Origin of the sequence: Ensifer adhaerens (assembly GCF_002007205.1) — a bacterium.
Lineage (GTDB): Bacteria > Pseudomonadota > Alphaproteobacteria > Rhizobiales > Rhizobiaceae > Ensifer > Ensifer adhaerens_D.
This window is the reverse complement of record NZ_LAZS01000005.1, coordinates 1,341,671-1,359,239: the sequence shown is the minus strand read 5'-3', so window position 1 is coordinate 1,359,239 and position 17,569 is coordinate 1,341,671. Positions and strand designations below refer to the sequence as shown.

Annotated in this window: 18 protein-coding genes; 6 read left to right on the top strand and 12 right to left on the bottom strand. The window is 61.8% G+C overall.

Annotation, left to right across the window (positions count from 1 at the left end):
* Nucleotides 1-99 precede the first annotated feature (99 nt).
* Both mgtE and XB14_RS10300 read left to right on the top strand, forming a co-directional pair.
* A complete protein-coding gene (gene mgtE, locus XB14_RS10305) occupies nt 100-1,521 on the top strand; it encodes a magnesium transporter (protein ID WP_077961479.1) in 1,422 nt (473 codons plus the stop codon).
* A gap of 44 nt (nt 1,522-1,565) precedes the next feature.
* Nucleotides 1,566-1,979: a MerR family transcriptional regulator gene (locus XB14_RS10300; RefSeq protein ID WP_077961478.1), complete on the top strand. Its 414-nt coding sequence runs from the start codon at nt 1,566-1,568 to the stop codon at nt 1,977-1,979.
* 80 nt (nt 1,980-2,059) lie between these two features.
* Here XB14_RS10300 and XB14_RS10295 read toward each other — a convergent pair whose 3' ends face one another.
* From XB14_RS10295 to XB14_RS10285, 3 genes are all read right to left on the bottom strand, one after another.
* Nucleotides 2,060-2,533 carry a methyltransferase family protein gene (locus XB14_RS10295; RefSeq protein ID WP_077961477.1) on the bottom strand — a complete coding sequence of 158 codons (474 nt, stop codon included), beginning with the start codon at nt 2,531-2,533 and terminating at the stop codon, nt 2,060-2,062.
* A gap of 3 nt (nt 2,534-2,536) precedes the next feature.
* Nucleotides 2,537-3,544: a DUF1624 domain-containing protein gene (locus XB14_RS10290; protein WP_077961476.1), complete on the bottom strand. Its 1,008-nt coding sequence runs from the start codon at nt 3,542-3,544 to the stop codon at nt 2,537-2,539.
* A 130-nt stretch (nt 3,545-3,674) separates the two neighbouring features.
* Nucleotides 3,675-4,367, bottom strand: coding sequence for a DUF599 domain-containing protein (locus XB14_RS10285; RefSeq protein ID WP_077961475.1), 693 nt, complete (start codon nt 4,365-4,367; stop codon nt 3,675-3,677).
* Between the two features lie 742 nt (nt 4,368-5,109).
* On the opposite strand from XB14_RS10285, the gene XB14_RS10280 reads away from it, so the two are divergent.
* Nucleotides 5,110-6,510, top strand: coding sequence for an L-serine ammonia-lyase (locus tag XB14_RS10280; RefSeq protein WP_077961474.1), 1,401 nt, complete (start codon nt 5,110-5,112; stop codon nt 6,508-6,510).
* 127 nt (nt 6,511-6,637) lie between these two features.
* Entirely contained in the window at nt 6,638-7,075 is a 438-nt protein-coding gene (locus XB14_RS10275) for a DUF1489 family protein (RefSeq protein ID WP_077961473.1), read from the top strand.
* 226 nt (nt 7,076-7,301) lie between these two features.
* On the opposite strand, the gene XB14_RS10270 is transcribed toward XB14_RS10275, so the two are convergent.
* The 6 genes from XB14_RS10270 to XB14_RS10245 all read right to left on the bottom strand — a co-directional run bounded on the left by XB14_RS10270 (nt 7,302) and on the right by XB14_RS10245 (nt 13,028).
* A complete protein-coding gene (locus XB14_RS10270) occupies nt 7,302-7,571 on the bottom strand; it encodes a hypothetical protein (RefSeq protein ID WP_077961472.1) in 270 nt (89 codons plus the stop codon).
* Nucleotides 7,572-7,647: 76 nt separating this feature from the next.
* Entirely contained in the window at nt 7,648-9,180 is a 1,533-nt protein-coding gene (locus XB14_RS10265) for an SPOR domain-containing protein (RefSeq protein ID WP_077961471.1), read from the bottom strand.
* A 181-nt stretch (nt 9,181-9,361) separates the two neighbouring features.
* Nucleotides 9,362-10,102, bottom strand: coding sequence for a hypothetical protein (locus XB14_RS10260; RefSeq protein WP_234804018.1), 741 nt, complete (start codon nt 10,100-10,102; stop codon nt 9,362-9,364).
* A gap of 278 nt (nt 10,103-10,380) precedes the next feature.
* Nucleotides 10,381-10,989, bottom strand: a complete 609-nt coding sequence (locus XB14_RS10255) for a transglutaminase-like cysteine peptidase (protein ID WP_077961470.1) — start codon at nt 10,987-10,989, stop codon at nt 10,381-10,383.
* Between the two features lie 691 nt (nt 10,990-11,680).
* Nucleotides 11,681-12,289, bottom strand: a complete 609-nt coding sequence (locus XB14_RS10250; RefSeq protein WP_077961469.1) for a PilZ domain-containing protein — start codon at nt 12,287-12,289, stop codon at nt 11,681-11,683.
* Nucleotides 12,290-12,398: 109 nt separating this feature from the next.
* On the bottom strand, nt 12,399-13,028 hold the full coding sequence (locus tag XB14_RS10245; RefSeq protein ID WP_077961958.1) for a PAS domain-containing protein: 630 nt from the start codon (nt 13,026-13,028) through the stop codon (nt 12,399-12,401).
* Between the two features lie 364 nt (nt 13,029-13,392).
* Between XB14_RS10245 and XB14_RS10240 the strand changes: the two genes are divergently transcribed.
* Nucleotides 13,393-14,124: a rhomboid family intramembrane serine protease gene (locus XB14_RS10240; protein ID WP_077961468.1), complete on the top strand. Its 732-nt coding sequence runs from the start codon at nt 13,393-13,395 to the stop codon at nt 14,122-14,124.
* Nucleotides 14,125-14,385: 261 nt separating this feature from the next.
* On the top strand, nt 14,386-14,814 hold the full coding sequence (locus XB14_RS10235) for a CBS domain-containing protein (protein WP_077961467.1): 429 nt from the start codon (nt 14,386-14,388) through the stop codon (nt 14,812-14,814).
* Between the two features lie 218 nt (nt 14,815-15,032).
* Here XB14_RS10235 and XB14_RS10230 read toward each other — a convergent pair whose 3' ends face one another.
* From XB14_RS10230 to folE, 3 genes are all read right to left on the bottom strand, one after another.
* Complete coding sequence (locus tag XB14_RS10230; protein ID WP_077961466.1) at nt 15,033-15,992, bottom strand: patatin-like phospholipase family protein; 960 nt, start codon at nt 15,990-15,992, stop codon at nt 15,033-15,035.
* Nucleotides 15,993-16,390: 398 nt separating this feature from the next.
* Nucleotides 16,391-16,843: a phosphoribosyl-AMP cyclohydrolase gene (hisI, locus tag XB14_RS10225; RefSeq protein WP_077961465.1), complete on the bottom strand. Its 453-nt coding sequence runs from the start codon at nt 16,841-16,843 to the stop codon at nt 16,391-16,393.
* Nucleotides 16,844-16,867: 24 nt separating this feature from the next.
* A complete protein-coding gene (gene folE, locus XB14_RS10220; RefSeq protein ID WP_077961957.1) occupies nt 16,868-17,485 on the bottom strand; it encodes a GTP cyclohydrolase I FolE in 618 nt (205 codons plus the stop codon).
* Nucleotides 17,486-17,569: the final 84 nt, after the last annotated feature.

The following is a 17,569-nucleotide window of genomic DNA, read 5'->3' as shown; positions in this document are numbered from 1 at the left end:
GCATGGCGGCGGTTGAGGGGCAGGCAACCGTCAGTGACGCATTCTTTCCCGCTCGCGAGGTGGACGACCGGGAAGCAACCAATCGTTTCGAGGGCGCACATGAGCAATACTGGCGACGAAGACCGCGGCTCAGAAGACGTCAAGGCCTTTGACGGTTCGGACATCTATGCCGACGACGGTTCGGTCCGTTCCGATTTTCTCATGCATGTCGGCGCGGCGATCGCCGATCGTGATACGATCTATCTGCGCCAGCACGTCGCCGGGTTGCACTCGTCGGAAATGGGTGACCTGCTCGAGGCGATCCAGCCCGATCAGCGCCTTGCGCTCGTCTCGCTGCTTGGTAAGGAATTCGACCTTTCGTCGCTGACCGAGGTCGACGAGGCGATCCGCCTCGATATCGTCGAGCACATGCCGAACGAGCAGATCGCCGAGGCCATCGGCGAGATGGATTCGGACGATGCCGTCTACATTCTGGAAGACCTGGACCAGGAAGACCAGGACGAGATCCTGGCGAAGCTGCCGTTTACCGAGCGGGTTCGCCTCCGCCGCTCGCTGGATTATCCCGAAAGCACGGCCGGCCGGCGCATGCAGACCGAGTTCGTGGCGGTGCCGCCGTTCTGGACCGTCGGCCAGACGATCGACTACATGCGCGAAGACGAGGATCTGCCGGAGAGTTTTACGCAGATTTTCGTGATCGACCCGACCTTCAAGCTGCTCGGCGCGATGGACCTTGACCGCATCCTCAGAACCAAGCGGTCGATCAAGGTCGACGCGATCATGCACGACACGAGCCATGCCATTCCGGCCGAGATGGACCAGGAAGAGGCGGCTCAACTGTTTGAGCAATACGACCTTCTCTCCGCCGCCGTCGTCGACGACAATGGCCGGCTGGTCGGTGTGCTCACCATCGATGATGTTGTCGACGTCATTCAGGAAGAAGCCGAGGAAGACCTGTTGCGCCTGAGCGGCGTCGGTGACGAAGAACTGTCGGACTCGGTGGCGGAAGCATCGCGCTCGCGCGTGCCCTGGCTGTTCATCAATTCGATGACCGCCTGCATTTCCGCTTCGGTCATCGGTCTCTTCGATGCGACGATCCAGCAGATCGTCGCGCTCGCCATCCTCATGCCGATCGTTGCCGGCATGGGCGGCAACGCCGGTTCGCAGACGATGACGGTCACCGTGCGCGCGCTCGCAACCCGAGGCCTCGACATTCATAACGCGCCGCGCATCATCCGGCGTGAAGCAGGCGTCGGGTTGCTGAACGGCATGATCTTCGGCACGCTGATTGGGCTGCTTGCCGGTCTCTGGTTTCAGGATCCGAACATCGGCGGCATCATCGCCACGGCCATGCTGATCAACATGATGGCCGCAGCCCTTGGCGGCATCCTCGTGCCGCTCTGCCTCGACCGCTTCGGCGCCGACCCCGCGGTCTCCTCGGCGGTCTTCGTCACCGCCATCACCGACATCACCGGCTTCTTCAGTTTCCTCGGCATCGCCACCTGGTGGTTCCACGTTACGTAACGTGGCGCGTTGTTTGACTTTTACGTCAAGGTAAACGATAGTGCATGCCCAGGAACACATGGAATGGCAGCGTGAATAAATACTATAGCATCACCGAATTGACGCGGGAATTCGGCATTTCCACCCGAACGCTGCGCTTCTATGAGGACGAGGGCCTCATCCATCCGGAGCGCCGTGGCCGCACGCGCCTGTTCCGGCCGGCTGACCGGCGGCTCATTCAGGAAATTCTGCGCGGACGGCGCATCGGCTTCACCATCGCCGAGATCCGTGAAATCATTCAGGTCTACAAGGACCCGCCCGGCGAGCTCGGCCAGCTTCAGCTCCTGATGTCGCGCGTCGAGGAAAAGCGCGAAGAGCTGCGCCAGAAGCGCAAGGATATCGACGATACGCTGACGGAACTCGACAATGTCGAGGAGGCGTGCCTGACGCGTCTGGCGGAAATTGGCGTCGGCACCTGAAGCGCCGCTGGTTTATCGTTGGAAATTTCGAAGGGTAGCGTTCGCGCTGCCCTTTTTGCTGCGCGCACCCCAGCCGGCACTCAGATCCAGCGGCTGGTGTGGCGGCAGTAGCGCTCGAATTCGAAGCCGAAGCGCGACAACAGGTGCCGCTCCTCGTTGCGGATGGCAAAAAGCGTCGTCAGCATCACGGCTGCGATCGCCATGATGAAGAACCAGGGATTGAGGGTCGCCAGGCCAAAGCCGATCATCATCAGCGTGTAGCCGAGATAAATCGGGTTGCGGGTGAAGCGGAACGGTCCGTAGGTGACGAGGCAGGTTGCCGATCGATAGGGCATGACGGCGGTATGGCGGTCGAGCAGCGTCTTGACGGCCCAGAGAGCCAGCCAGATGGCAGCGACAATCAGAATGCCGCCGCTGATCCAGGGAAACCACCCGTGTCCGTGTGCCACCGGAATGGGAAAATATCGCGCCAGAATGAGCGCCGCAAGCGTGGCCGCCCCGAAGAGCAGGGCCGGCCATGGGAAGTTCAGCGGCTTGGCACGATAGGCATTCATGTCCTAGTCCCCTGATTGCACGTTCATTGTGCATTGCTGCGCGATTCGCGCAATGCGCTCATCGGTGCTGACCTTGATCTCTCCCCTGTTCAGACTGTCGAACAGGTTCTGTTCCACCAGACGGTCCAGCGTACAGCCGCAGAAGCTGTCGCACGGCACGGCCGGATTTCCCTGGTTGCAGGCAGCCACACAATTGCTGCGGTAGGCTTCCTTGGGGTCGGGCAGTGTCGGCGGAGAGATTAGCGAGAAGAGATAGACCAGTCCGATGAGCACGGGCTGGTGAATGAGGTATATGGCCAGACTGTGACGGCTGCCGAAGACAAGCGGCGTCGTCCACAGGCGGCCCTTGCCTGCTGTGGATGACCGGTGCGAAAGCGCAGCGACGAGCCGCGCATGGAACAGCTTGGCCGCGCCAAGGCCGAGCAGGAACGGCCCGAGCCACGGCAGCAGCGGCACGTAGTCGTTGGACCGCGGTAGCGTCTCGGACAGCCCGACCCACCAGAACCAGGGCGCATCGAAGATCGGCGAACGCAGATAGAGCGGGGCCACGATGGCAGCCGCGGCTGCCACGAAGGAAACGGCGGCCGGAAGCCGGAGGAATAGGAGGCCGACCAGGCTTGCCGCGGCGATCGAATGCAGGATGCCGAAGAAGATGAAAGTGTCCGGGAAGGCGAAATAGGTGGCAATCGTGATCAGCGCTGCGGCGCCGGCGATCTTGGCGAAACGGCGCAGGAACGCGTGGAACCGGAGCGTCGGCCATTGCCCGAGCACGAGGCTGTAGCCGGCAAGAAACAGGAAGCTGCTGGCGATGAGGCGGGCAAAGATCTTCCAGCCGCCGGTGCCGGCCGTGCCTGCAGCGACGTAGCCGAAGAATTCGAGGTCCCAGACGAAGTGGTAGAGCGCCATCGCCAAGAGCGCGAGGCCACGTGCGACGTCGATGAAGGCGAGCCGTCCCCGCGGCCGCGCGGGTGGGGTCTCAGTTGCCGGGGAGGTCACGGTGATATCGGACATGGGCGTTCGCCATCCTGTTGGCGTGAGGAAGAGTGGCAGGCCAGGCTTGCGCCAGGCGAGCGTCGTTCGGTGGGCGGTGAATTGGGCGGGTGCGGGCTGGTCTCGTCCGAATCGTAATCCGCGCGTTGCGTCAGGGCGTAGCGTCCTGCAGCAACGCTGAACGCGCCTCCGAGAAGAACTGCCGCCGGGTGAGCACGAAGATGACGAAGACGGTGAGCGCGACGAACACATACGGGCTGATGAACCAGCCGAGATAGCCGATCGACAGGAAGATCGCCCTGAGGCCGGCATTGAAATGCTTGGCGGCGAGCACGTTCATGCGGATCGCCCGTTCGGCCGCCTTCTCCGCTCCCTGCGGATCGCGCTGCATGTCGGCGGTCATCGGGATGCCGCCCATCAGGATCGAGCAGTAGTTGAACAGCCGGTAGGACCAGCCGAACTTGAAGAAGGAATAGCCGAAGAGGCAGGTGAGACCGCCGACCTTCAGCTCGAACGCCGTCCGCCCGCCGTGGAAGACATAGGGCATGTCGGCAAAGATCATCTGCGCCTGTTCGGTCGCGCCGAGCAGCGCGAAACAGCCGCCGAGCGCGAAGATCGTCGTTGAGGCGAAGAAGGCGGTGCCGGCCTGCAGGCCGGCGATGATCTGCGTGTCGATCATCTTCAGGTCGCGGTTGAGCGAATTGCGGATCCAGCGGCCGCGATGCTCGTTCATGAGGCGCGTCAGACTCACGCGCTTGAAGCCGCGCGTGCCATCGGTTGCCCAGCTGAAGCCCGCCCAGAGCAGCACGAACACGGCAAGTGCTATGTAATCTTCGAAGGTCATACACGTGTTTTTGGCATGGCTTTTGGAAATTGCAAGGTGGCCGGAACGGCGTTGGAATCGGCGACGCGTCAACTACTGTGATGAAATTGCGGCAGAATTTCTCTTCGCTTCTTCCGGGGAATTGAGAGGTTTTCACCAGGATCCTGCGGAGGAACGCCGAAGCCTGACACCTTTCCGCCACATTCCCCCATTGCGCATTTACGCTTTCTTCAATATGCATGGCCCCAGACGCGGGCCCCCACTGTGCTGCCCGCGGCCGTTGAGAGTGTTTTCGGAGACATCATGGACAATACAATTCAGAAGTCTTGCTGGGGCGTGACTGCACGCGCCGTAGCTGGTTTCGCTGGCGTTCTTGTTCTTGCTTATCTTTTCGGCGGCCTTTGATACCTAGTATCCAGAAAAGTCCACTGATTGACGGCGCGGCTTCGAAAGAGCCGCGCCTTTTTTTGATTCCGGGGTATGGCGTCCCGGAGCATGCGCGGGTGGCAATGTCGCATGGATGCGATCGAATGTCGGTTGACCGCCTGAGCCCTTGCCCTGGGATCGCTTAGGCTTCGTTCCTATATCTGTTCGACGATTTCCTTAAATCGGCACCGATCTGAGGATAAAATCGCAGAGCAGATGTGACGATATCACGCCGGTTCGCATCGACCGTGAAGCGTGATATCGAGGCAAATCGTGAATGCGGCGTACGAGCGTTTGTGCCCGTCCGCCGTGGGTCAGTCTCCGGGGCAGGCAGCTTATGTTTCTTTCCGTCTTCGACGTGTTCAAGATTGGTATCGGGCCTTCGAGCTCGCATACGATGGGGCCGATGTCGGCCGCCAATCGCTTTCTCGATCTCATCCTCTCCGACGATTGGCCGCGACCGTCCCACGCGACGGTCGCCGCGATCAAGGTGAGCCTACATGGTTCGCTCGCCCACACGGGTATCGGCCATGGAACGGGCAGGGCGGTGATCCTCGGCCTCGTCGGCGAACGTCCGGATCTCGTCGATCCGGACCGCATGGATGCCTTGATTGAGGAAGTCGAGCGCACCGGCCGCATCACGCCGCCCGGCCATCCGTCCTACGAATTCCAACCGAAGACCGATCTGGTCTTCGACAAGAAGGTGCCGCTTCCCGGCCATGCCAATGGCATGTCGTTCTCCGCCTTCGACCGCGACGGCCGGCTGCTGTTGAAGCGGATCTACTATTCGATCGGCGGCGGCTTCGTCGTGACCGATACGGAGCTGGAGGCCATGCGCGCCTCGAAGAACAAGGCGACGGGCGTCAAGGTGCCGTTCCCATTCTCCTCGGCCCAGCAGATGCTGGACATGGCAGCCCGCTCCGGCATGACGATCGCCCAAATGAAGCGGGCGAACGAGGAGGCGACGATGTCGCCGGACGAGCTGAATGCCGGGCTCGACCGCATCTGGGGCGCCATGAGCAATTGCATCGACCGGGGCCTCAGCCAGGACGGCATCATGCCCGGCGGCTTGAAGGTCCGCCGCCGCGCGCGTTCGATCCACGACAAGCTGCAGGAAGAGTGGCGCTCCAACAAGGCCAACCCGCTGCTCGCCAACGACTGGCTGAGTGTCTACGCGATGGCCGTCAACGAGGAAAATGCCGCCGGCGGCCGCGTCGTCACCTCGCCCACCAATGGCGCAGCCGGCGTGGTTCCGGCGACGATCCGCTACTACATGCATTTCCATGACGACGCCGATCAGGAAGGCATTCGCGACTATCTGCTGACGGCCGCGGCGATCGGTGGCATCATCAAGCACAACGCCTCGATTTCCGGCGCCGAGGTCGGCTGTCAGGGCGAGGTCGGCTCCGCGTCCGCGATGGCCGCTGCCGGCCTTGCTGCGGTCATGGGCGGTACGCCCGAGCAGATCGAAAATGCCGCCGAGATCGCGCTGGAGCATCACCTCGGCATGACCTGCGATCCCGTCGCCGGCCTCGTGCAGGTGCCCTGCATCGAGCGCAACGCGCTCGGTGCGGTCAAGGCGGTGACGGCAGCGTCGCTGGCACTGAAGGGCGACGGCAAGCATTTCGTGCCGCTCGACGCCTGCATCGAGACGATGCGCCAGACCGGCGTCGATATGAACGAGAAGTACAAGGAAACATCGACCGGCGGTCTTGCGGTCAACGTCGTCGAATGTTGAGGCCGGCAACGTTGCACGCCTCATGAGGCCCAGACGTCGGTGTATCGACTGGACGTGCTGCGGTGATTGTGGATGAACGACGTCTGGCCGCTTGACCGCAACGGCCGGACGGGTGTTCAAAAAAGCCATGTCTCTTAATCTCATAAAGCTCTGCGTCGGAGCGGAATCGATCGAGGACCTGCGCGAATGGGTTTCGCGCAAGGCGATGGCGGCTATGGCCGCCGGCCTTGAGCCGCATTCGTTCCACACGACGCGCATGGTGCCGAAACGCGTGGAGGAACTGCTGGAAGGCGGCTCGCTCTACTGGGTGATCAAGGGCAGTGTGCAGGCGCGCCAGCCGTTGATCGGCATCGAGACCTTCACCGACGGCGAAGGCATCGGCCGCTGCAATCTGCTGTTGGGCCCGGAAGTGATCGAGACGGAACTGCAGCCGCGGCGCGCGTTCCAGGGATGGCGTTACCTGACCGACAAGGACGCCCCGCGCGACCTGGCGTCGCTGTCGGGTGGCACTTCCGAGATGCCGCTCGAATTGCGGCGCGAACTGGCGGAACTCGGGCTTCTCTAGAGCGCCGTGCGTTCATCCGAATGCACAAAGGACGGTCTGGAATTCGTCAGCCAACGGCATTCTTGCTCAATTCTTGGCGATCGAGCGGCAACCGACCCGTCCTTGGAAGTACGGCCCCCGCTCGCGCTGCTTCTGCGGGCTCGAAGACGGTTTCACTGAGACCGCACCCTCTCCAGCCAAAAAGCAAAAAAGGCGGCCGTGGCCGCCTTTCGAACTGGGAGAATTTTCAGGTGATCCGCATCTTCAACGGGTGGCGCCGGTTTGGCGCCGTGACGTGAAGGTGGATGCCGGCGCGCGGCTGGGTCGAGCGCCAGGCGCGGGCCCCATGCGTCAGGAGCATGCCGACGAGATCGCGTGTCTTGGCCTTCGATCGATTGAGGCCGAGATCGGCGATGCGCATGGCCGCCTCGTGCAGGGGGTGCAGGTTGATGCGCGACGGTTTGCCCCGTCGGCCCGGCAGCGGGGTGACGCCCGGAACGTTCTCGTTCATTGCCATGATTAACCTCGTTACGCTGTACAAATCCGAGGAAGGCGGCCGAAAAACAAACACATCCGGCCGCCGAATTTCGTCGTTACTGCTGGCTGGCCCAGCAGGAAATGCCTTTCTTCTTCAAGGCTTTGCAGGCGTTGACCGCCGAATTCTGGTCATCGAAGCCGCCGAAGCGGGCGCGGTATACCTGACCGAAGGCGACGGTGAACGGCTGCGCGTTGCGCAGCGCCTTGCCGCCCTTGTCCTTGGCGTTGCCGAGCAGCGTCATCGCCTGTTCCTTGTCCGGCGTCGCGCCGATCTGGATCACCCAACCCTGCGGCTGGGCCGGCATCGGTTCGGCCTTCGCGACTTCGGCGGGCTCGGCCTTGGCAACGGTCTCGGCCTTCTTCGGGACGGAGTTGGTAATCTGCGTATCGACCATCGCTGCGGTCGCAGGCTGGCGAAGCTTCAGGCTCTGCGCGTCGAGGGTGTTGGGAACGATCTTCGGGGACAGGACGGGGTTGTCCGATGCGCGCTTGTTGCCGGCATAGGCCATCTGCACGCTGCTGGCGCTTTCGCCGTTGTAGCGGATGCCGGGAACGGGTCCGGTGCTGGGCAGGTCGTGGCCAGTGGCGGCAGCTGCGACGACCGGCGTCTCGGCAACGGGGGCTGCGACTGCAACCTGGGTCTCTTCGGCCGGAACGGGCGTCGGCTTGGTCTCGGCAATCAGGTTGCCATTGCCGCGACGCGACGCGTCCGGCATGTACTTTGCGACCAGGCGGCGCATCTGCGCATCGCGGCTCGCGCCCGAGGTGCCGCCCATGACAACGGCGACGATGCTGCGGCCTTCAAGCTGCGCAGAGGTTACGAGATTGAAGCCGGAGGCGCGGGTGTAGCCGGTCTTGATGCCGTCGACGCCGCGCACATTGCCGAGCAGGCGGTTGTGGTTGCCAATGGTCTGCTTGCCGAAGCGGAAGCTGCGGGTGGAGAAATAGTCGTAATACTGCGGGAAATGCTGGCGAAGCGCGAGACCGAGGCGGGCCTGGTCGCGTGCGGTCGTGCGCTGTTCCGGATTGGGCAGGCCGTTGGCGTTGCGGTAGGTCGTGCGCGTCATGCCGAGCGCGCGCGCCTTGTTCGTCATCATGCGGGCGAAGCGTTGCTCGGAGCCGCCGAGATATTCGCCAAGTGCCGTGGAGGCATCGTTGGCCGAGCGGGTGACGAGCGAAAGGATCGCCTGTTCGACGGTGATCGACTGGCCGGCGCGAACGCCGAGCTTCGACGGCGGTTCTGCGGACGCATTTTTCGAGAAGGGAATCTGCGTGGACTTGCTGATCCGGCCCGCTTCGAGCGCCTCGAAGGTGAGGTACAGCGTCATCATCTTGGTGAGAGACGCCGGATAGCGCAGTTCGTCGGCATCCTCGCCGTAGAGAATCTTGCCGGTCTTGGCATCGACGACGATGCCCGAATATTTGGGATTGGCGTAGGTCGATGCCGCAAAGCCAGGAAACGCAAAGGCGACCGAGGCAATGGTGCCTGCCAGGACGACCCGTCCTACCATCTTTGAAAGAGCGCCGAACGGGCGCTTCGCGAGATCAAAAAAACCGGATTGGGACACTACGCTGCTCTTTATTCTCATGTCATGGGGTTGTCCGGACGCCGCCTCCGGGAACGACCGTTCTCGAGACAGTATCGGCATAGCGTTACCAATCGGTTTATGATGAATGATTGGTTTCCGGAATCGGACGCATTCGTACAAAGACGATTCCGGTGTAGCGCAATGGCGCGGCCGTTGCCTCGACCACATCACTTGGACGAAATCAGGGCACGATTCGGCTTTTGATGAAAGCCGCAATCGCGTCGTCGATCTCTCTCCATTGTGGCAGCAACTTTTCGGTGAAGCGGTAGAGCACGACGAGATCCTTGCCGGCATGAATGTCGCGCTGACAATCGGCGCTGGTCGATAGGGTTTGCACGTCGGCTTTCAGGCAGCGCACCACATAGGGCGCCCGGCCGGCTCGCTCCGCCGTATAGAAGACTTCGCCCGCATAGCTTGAGGTCGCTCTGGTCGCATGCATCGTCAGTCCGTTCGGCCCGGCTGCCGGGGTGCCGTCGAAGACCTGCCCGTATATCGGTTCCAGCCGGCCTGACATGTCGCGGGACATGGTACTTTGCGAAATCTGCAGGAAGATCAGGTTTTCAGGCGCGTCGACGTCGTTGAAGAGCGACCGGTTTTCATCGCTGTAACCTTCGAGGCTGGGCCAGGTCAGGTAGATATCGACGCGTTCGACGATCGAGGTGGCGCGTTGCGCTTCGAAGCGGATCACGTTCGCCGGCAGCCGCAGGTGATCCTGGCCGATGAAAATATCGAAAAGCTCGCGGCTCGCCGTGTGGCCGGCGAGGGCAAGGTTCTCGCCGAACCAGCGGCCGGCGAACGCGATCGCCGCGGTCAGCCCGGCAAGCAGGACGACGATCGCCGTCACCCGGTAGACGAAACGCGGCGAGAGCAGCGGCCGGAGCTCCGGTTCGTGCGTGCTGTTTGGAGAGTTGTTGTTCATCATCGGCCGTCCGGTCGCGTTGGTCGAGCCCAGGTCGAATGCCGATTGCCTGGTTCGCGGCGGACCGAAGTGTGGCGAACGCCGCTTGCCCGACGCTGGTCGAAGACGGTTAACTTTCGGTGAATGCTCTTTGTGCGCGGGATGTCGGGGGAGTCGATCCTGCATAAAAACGGCCGGTTCCGAGGGACACGGAACCGGCCGAATGGCCCGGTCTGGACGGGGATAGTAAACTGACCGGAGCCCTTTTCGTGGCGACCGCTGCTCTGCGGTGCGCCGATTGCTTACTGGGTCCGTACGCTGCCGACGGCGACGGTACGGCCGTCCTGAAGCTTGACCCAGCGGCCGGAATGCTCGGTCGATTGGCGCTTGAGGTAGGTGTATTCGGTATCCGACCACAGCAGCACTTTGTTGCGCATGTTGTCGAGGATGAAGTCGCCGCGATCGGTGCGTACGGTCAGGACCGCATGGCCATCGCCGTTCGGCTGCAGCACGACGGTGATCAGCAGGTCGGAGGCGGAGAAGCCGTTTTCGATCAGCTTGCGGCGCTTCAGGAGAACGTAGTCTTCGCAATCGCCGACGGTTTCCGGATAGGACCACTTCTCCTCGACGCCATGGATTTCCATGTCGGTCATCGGGGTGATCGCCTGGTTGACGTCGTAGTTGATCTCGAGAATTTTCTGCCAGCCTTCGCGGGTCAGCACCATCGGGCCGCGATCCTTGCCGTTGGAGGCGCACTCCGACGCATAGATCTTGCAGAACTCGTAGTGGCCGATCGGCGGATTGGTGGAGCCGGTCACGACCATGTTGGCCGGGAGGGCCTGAGCCGTGCCGAAAAGGCTGCCGGTGAAGAGGACCGCAACCGCGATCAGCTTGGTGATTGTCTTGAGCATGATTGTCTCCCCGTTATGGTTCGACAATGACACGGACGTTTTTATCGCTCGCGAACTTGCGAGCTAAAAACAAGTACAAATGAAAGTCGTATAAGAATAAAACAAGAATAGACTTTTATTTGTATTTGAATCGAATTTGACTCAAATTTTATCGATTTTGGCTCGGCCTTCGGGCGGCGCTGCAATTTGTTAAGTATACAAGTTGCTGTATTCTTGTCATTTTATGATGGTCGACCTGTCGCATGCGGCAAAAGTGGCGTCGTGGGCGCGGCGGCTGGCACGCCTTTGCGGCAGCTCCCATTGGCTCTTCTGGCGATTTTCGACTTGAAATATGCGTTTTCGCTTGAATTCTGCCGGAAAAAATATTTGCAGAAAACGCGGGCGCTTAATCGCCGCGCCGGAATTGTTTCGAAATGATCCAGGTGAGGATATGGGCCGTGTCTGTCACCCGGCAATCTCTCCGCGCACCGCAGACGATCGCATGACGTCCGGTCTGGCGGTCGTTCGCCCTGTTGAGAGCGCCTGCGGCGCGTTCGGGCTGGGCGCAGTCATGCGGAGGGAACTGGTGCGGGAAAGGAAAGCGGCTGCGCGCTGCCGCGCGAGCGGGGCCGAAAGGCGGCTTTTGCCAGATAAGACGATCGCGGGATGATCGGGCGCTTGCCCAATGCCAGCGTGCGGCGCAGGCGCGCCGTTAGAGGAATTCGGTCAGTGCCTCGCGGGACTGGACGCCCGAAAACTCGATGGCGCAGCCTTCCTGGAAGTGGCGAACGATCTTCCCTTTCATGTTGCCGAGCAAGATCTGGGTGCCGATCGGCGGACGGTTCTCGATGTCGATCGCGGCGCCGGAGAGCGAAAGATCGATGATGCGGCAGGGAAGCTTGACGCCGGTGTCGAGCGTCAGTTCGGTCGCCGTCTTGCGCGGCGCAAGGCGATCATGGCGGCGGTCTTCGGGCAGGCCGAGTTCGTGCTTGTTGGCGATCCAGGTGAGCTGGGCCGCCAGTTTCTCGCGTTTGCGCTCGGTGGCGTTGAGTTGGATGACGAAGGCGCCGTCGGCGATGCGGGACACGGTGCCTTCGAGGCGCCCGACGTGATCGACATAGGCGATGATGCGTTCGCCGCCGCGCGGCCGGGCGGGTGAGGAAAGCAGGACGTCGCCGGGCGACATTTCGATGGCCGTGCACTCGAACTCGTCATAATTCGCAAGCATCAGCCGCCCCGTAAGGTTCACGGAAACGCGCTGGAATGCACCTTCGTGGTGCGGTTTCGGAGCGGTATTCTGTGCGTGCTGAAACGAGAACATGATGACTCTGTGGCGACATGGCTTGGCTGGCGGAGCTTAACCTTTTCAAGTTAATAGAAGGTTCGTCCTGCGGTTGGTCCCGGGCGTCAACCCGGGACAGCGGGCAAGGTCAGTCGCGGCGTCCGCCTTCGAGAATACGAAGATGTCCAAACTGGCGGAATTCGCTCGAAAATGGGCCGGCCGCCGGCGATTTTGGAAGAGTTGCGTTCTGTTGCTGGGCATCCTCGTCGCGAAACACGGCGGTCCGGTCGGGGTCGAGGACCTTCATGCCCGTCACGTCGAGATATTCGATCGAGGTCGCATGCAACCAGTGCGGGCGAGAAAGCGGCGAAAGCGCACCCAGAACCCGGTCGCTTTCTCCTTCCCTGGAGGCGAGCGGCAAGAGCAGGGTCTCGATATCGACCTCGCGCGCGTCGGCGGTACGACCCTTGGCCGAAAGCACGAGCGGCACGCGGTGCGTCATGACCTGGCCGGTGATGCGTTGCGTCTTTGCAGCCTGGCTGCCGAGCCAGAGCATGCCGAATTGCCGGCCGCGCAACTCCTGGCCGAAGAGCGCGCAGACCTGGGTTCCCGCCAGGCGGAACGAAATGCCGGCGCTGCGGTCGCGCTCGAGGATGAACAGGTTCGGCAGCAGCGTTCTGATATCCGAGGGTTCAAGCTCGTCGCGGCGGGGAAGCTCGCGCTTCCCGCGAATGGTGTTCCAATATCGGAAAAGCTCCGTCGTCGTATTGCTGCGCATCGCGTCGTTCATTCCACTCGTGCGGCCCTTCGTGTCCCGGTTCGAGACAGCTTCGGCCGTGCATTTCGGTTCTGAGGTTCAGGGAGCGAAAACCGTGCCAGCCGGAAATTAAGGTTAACAAACGGTTTCCGTTGCAGCGCGCCGCTGCAACTGGCAGGGGAGGGCATCACTTTACGAAGCGTTGTCTTCGGCACTTGAACTGGAGCTCGGATTTGAGCTTGGCGACCGTTCAGTTTTTGCTGGACGGTCTTTTTTTGTTTGCTTATGGCTGGTCGCCCCAATCCAGTCCCAATTTCGGCGATGCCATGCCATCGCCGCGATCACGCGGGATTGTGCGGGCGCAGCAGGGAAGAGAACGGCAACCATGGAACGAGATCAGACGGCGACGCCACCGGAAGCAGAGCGCGAAGACGCTGCGAGCCCGGCGCGCGAGCCCGCCTTCAATCTGCCGGCGGGGCTGACCTTCATCCTGCTGTTCCTCATCTCAATCCACGTCTTGCGGACCTACATCCTGCCACCGGCGATCGATCAGGAGATCATCTTCAATTTCGCGTTTCTGCCGGCGCGCTACGATCACCCCCTGGCAGAGCAGGGGCTCGCCTGGCTCTGGAGCCCCGTCACCTATTCGTTCCTGCACGGAAGCTGGGAGCACCTGATCTTCAACATCTTCTGGATGGTGGCTTTCGGTGCGCCGGTCGTCCGGCGGATCGGCATGGGGCGGCTGGCCGTGTTCTGGTGCCTGTCGGCGGCGGCCGCTGTCGCGCTGCATACGGCGTTTCACTGGGGGGAGATGATCGTCGTCGTCGGCGCGTCCGGCGTTGTTTCCGGCTTCATGGGGGCTGCGGCGCGTTTCGTCTTTTCGCCAAGCGGGCGCATCAGCCGTCAGTTTGCCCACCTCAATCGCCGTCTTGACGTCGGTGAGGCGCTGGCCAACCGGTCCGTCGTCGTTTTCGCCGGCATCTGGTTCCTGACCAATTTCCTGATCGGCCTCGGCATGTTCACTCCGGGCGGGGCAGGCAGCGTCGCCTGGGAAGCGCATATCGGCGGGTTCCTCTTCGGCTTTCTGCTCTTCAGCCTCTTCGATCCGCGCGACTGACGGTGCGAAAGATCGGCGGACGGCGCTTGTGAGCGCTTGATTTCCCCAAGGCGCTGGCGCACCATTTGTTACGGTCGCCCGTGATCGAAAGACTGGGCGGCCCGTGTAGGCCGGGTATCGAATGCCATCAGCGTTTGAGGAGCACGCGGGAGGGCTTTCGCAAGCGGCCAGGGTACAGGTTCCATCGCTCGACCGTACCGCACGTGAGATGGCTGGACCTTTCCCTGCCGACCCGGTGTTGTCGCAACGGGAGACATGCGCATGTCAGTAAAAGCCATACTCGATGAAAAGGGCCGCAACGTGGTATCTGTCGGCCCTCAGATGACAGTCCAACAGGCTGCCATCCTCTTGCGTGACAATCATATCGGTGCGGTCGTCATCCTTGATGCGGACGATCAGATCGCAGGCATCCTCACCGAGCGCGACATCGTCGCAGCGATTGCCAAGCAGGGTGCGACCTGTCTCGAGCGTCCTGTCGCGGCCGTCATGTGGCAGAATGTCTACTGTTGCACCGAGGATATGTCGGTCCAGACCCTGATGGAGATGATGAGCAAGCTCAGGGCTCGTCACCTGCCGGTCGAAAGGGACGGCCAGCTTGCCGGCATCGTCTCGATCGGCGACGTGATCAAGCATCACATCCGCGCCATCGAGCACGAGACCGAGCAGATCAAGGCCTATATCGCCGGCTGACGGGAACGGGCGGCTTGATGCCGCCCTCTTGTTCTTGTGTCCGTGGCCGCGCGGCCGAAGGCGTCGCGGGCCAGTCTGGCTGAATGGTCGGGCCGCGAACATGCGTGCCGCCCAACCGCGATCCGGCGTCGCGACGTTTCACTGAATTGTTGGCAAAACACTGAGTTGGTTGGGAAGACAGGGTAAACCTTGTCCTCGGCAGAGGCACCGGCGCCGTGTCAGCGCACAAGCGCCTCCTGCATGCGTTGGATTTCCCCCAGCCTGGCCTTGGCTTCGAGATAACCGCGGTCGATGGCCTCGCCGGCGCGGTGAAACTCCGAAAGGCCGATGTCGTTGAGCTTCGGGTGCAGCGCCAGATCCGGCGGGTCGCCGGCAAGCCGCGCGCGCGAGATACGGTCCTGGATGATGTTGAACGCCTGGACCATGACACCAGTCATGCCGAGGCGAGAGTGGTGCGGCGGTTCTTTCGCCGGGGCGTCCATCGATTCTGCGCCGGCGCTGTGCTTGACGACGGCGGAGCGGCCGTAGAGATCGTAGTTGAGATTGACGGCGACAACGAGTTGCTGCTCATGGGCGCGGCAGACCGAGACCGGAACCGGATTGACGAGCGCGCCATCGATCAGCGTGCGTCCGTTCGCCTTGATCGGCTCGAAGATGCCGGGCAGGGCATAGGAGGCGCGGATGGCAGTGATCAGCGATCCCTTCTCGAGCCAGACTTCGTGGCCGCTGTGGACTTCGGTCGCCACGGCAATGAACGGCCTGTCGAGACCTTCGATGCTGAGACCCTCCAGGTGTTCCTGCATGCGCTTGGTCAGGCGCAGGCCGCCGAAAAGACCGCCGCCGCCGATGGCGAAATCGAGCAGGCCTGCGATCCGGCGCACAGTGAGAGAGCGGGCAAAGGCTTCGAGTTCGTCGAGCTTGCCGGCAAGATAGCAGCCACCGACCAGCGCGCCGATCGAGGTGCCGGCGATCATGCCCACTTCGATGCCTTCTTCGTCGAGAGCACGCAGCACGCCGATATGAGCCCAGCCACGAGCGGCACCGCCGCCAAGCGCGATTGCGATCTTCGGTTTTTGCGGGGTGTGTGCCGGTTCTGGCGGCGTTGTCGAAATCGATGTCCCGTCCGGTCCGGACAGATCCGTAATCTGGTTGCTACGCGTAAACGACCAATTCAACATCCGGCACCTCCAACACCGCCGAACACTCCGCAGCGCGACACGTCGATGACAATGCGCGAAGATCGCTGTGGCATTTCATCACTGACTAAACTTCCAGGTGTCGGGATTGATCCTGGAGAGACGCAATTCCTGCGCGCGTCCTGGGGAGGCTCCGCCAAGCCGGCGCCGGTGCCGGCCTTGTCCTGTTTCATCGTGAAAGACTGGCACCATTCTCTAAGGTATATCACCGATCCCGCCGACGATTGCGGCATGACCGATAAACATTGGATACAGTTTGCAATACGGTTGGGAACCACATCGTTCCGATTGCGCCGCATCCTTGTTTCAAGGATTAGGCGCCCGGTTGGTTTCCAAAGTATAAATATAGCATGTACCCGCGCCAAAAAGATGCGCGATGCTTAATTTTTATCGTAGATCTCGGCGGGGTCGAAATGCCTGTGGTCGTCGGTGATTTTGACGCCGGCCTTGCCGTCTTCGATGCCGACGGTGCGATAGAAACAGGAGCGGCGGCCGGTGTGACAGGTGGCGTCATGACCCGCGACCGAGACCTTCAGCCAGATCGCATCCTGATCGCAATCGGTTCGGATTTCCTTGACCGTCTGCAGGTTGCCCGAGCTTTCGCCCTTCTTCCACAGGCTCTTGCGCGAGCGGCTGTAGTAGTGGGCCACGCCGGTCTCGATCGTCAGCGCGAGAGCCTCCGCATTCATGTGGGCGACCATCAGCAGTTCGCCATCCCGCGCGTCGGTGACGACGGCGGTGATCAGCCCCTTTTCATCGAAACGTGGCGTGAAGGCCGGACCGGTTTCCAGTTCGGCCTTGTCTGAGGAGGGAGCGTCGAAGGTGAGCGTCATGGAAAGGCTCCGTCTGTCGGAGCCTTACTTGAAGCCCCTGATCATCGTCATGAACCGAGCCTGCTCGGCCGGTTCCGTCTGGAACGTACCCGTAAATGTGGTCGTCAGCGTTGTCGAGCCTTGCTTCTGCACGCCGCGCATCGCCATGCACATATGCTCGGCTTCGATCATCACGGCAACGCCGCGCGGGGCGAGAGACTCGTCTATCGCCTTGGCGATCTGCGCCGTCATCGATTCCTGGGTCTGCAGCCGGCGGCCGTAGATATCGACCACGCGGGCGATCTTCGACAGGCCAAGCACGCGCCCGTTCGGCAGATAGGCTACATGCGCCTTGCCGATGATCGGCACCATGTGGTGCTCGCAATGCGAATAGAACGGGATGTCCTTGACAAGCACCATGTCGTCGTAGCCGGCAACTTCCTCGAAGGTGCGGCCGAGCACGTCTTCCGGGGCAAGATCATAACCGCTGAAAAGCTCGCGATAGGATTTGGCCACGCGGGCAGGCGTGTCCTTCAGGCCTTCGCGTTCCGGATCTTCGCCGGCCCAGCGCAAAAGAACGCGCACGGCTTCCTCGGCTTCCTTCTGGGTCGGGCGGCCGCTCGCATCGTCGAGCACGGGAAAATTCTTCACTATGGCGTCCATAATGGCCTCTTTGAGCAATACGGGATTGCTTGACGTTTTATCTTTCGGACAACTCGCCACTGGCCATTCGCCTAACCCTGCAGG